Annotated in this window: 1 protein-coding gene; it reads right to left on the minus strand. The window is 74.4% G+C overall.

Annotation, left to right across the window (positions count from 1 at the left end):
* Nucleotides 1-12: 12 nt before the first annotated feature.
* Nucleotides 13-590, minus strand: a 578-nt coding sequence (locus KUM32_RS42725; RefSeq protein ID WP_217146940.1) for an NAD-dependent epimerase/dehydratase family protein, incomplete at its 5' end; no start/stop codon positions are given.

Consider the following 590-nt stretch of genomic DNA (forward strand, 5'->3'; position numbering starts at 1 on the left):
TGCCCGGCTCGCTCACGACCGCCACCGCAGGGTCTCGTCCACGGCGCCGGCCTCGGACGCCGCGCGCAGCACGGCGAGCCGGGTGAAGCGCCGCTCGAAGGAGTCCCGGGTCAGCCCGTGGGCCCGGTAGGCGTCGGCGAGTTCGAGCGCGCCGCGCTTGACCGGCCACTCGCAGTCGAAGCCGGGTATCGCGGCGCGGAACCGGGAGAAGTCCACCCGGTAGGAGCGCGGGTCGGCGCCCGTCTCGCCGGTGATCACCACGCGCGAGCCGGCCACCGCGTCGGCGACCTGCTCGGCGATCTCGGCGACCGTGACGTTGTTCAGCTCGCTGCCGATGTTGAACGCCTGGTCGTGCACCGCGTCGCGCGGCGCGGTCAGCGCCGCCGCGAAGGCCCGGGCGATGTCGGCGGCGTGCACCAGCGGGCGCCAGGGGGTGCCGTCGGAGAGCACCAACACCTCGCCGGACAGCAGCGCGTGGCCCACCAGGTTGTTCAGCACGATGTCGGCCCGCAGCCGGGGGGAGTAGCCGAAGGCGGTGGCGTTGCGCAGGAAGACGGGGCTGAAGTCGCCGTCGGCCAGCGCGTGCAGGT

The sequence above is a fragment of the Streptomyces sp. AC627_RSS907 genome (assembly GCF_019049165.1).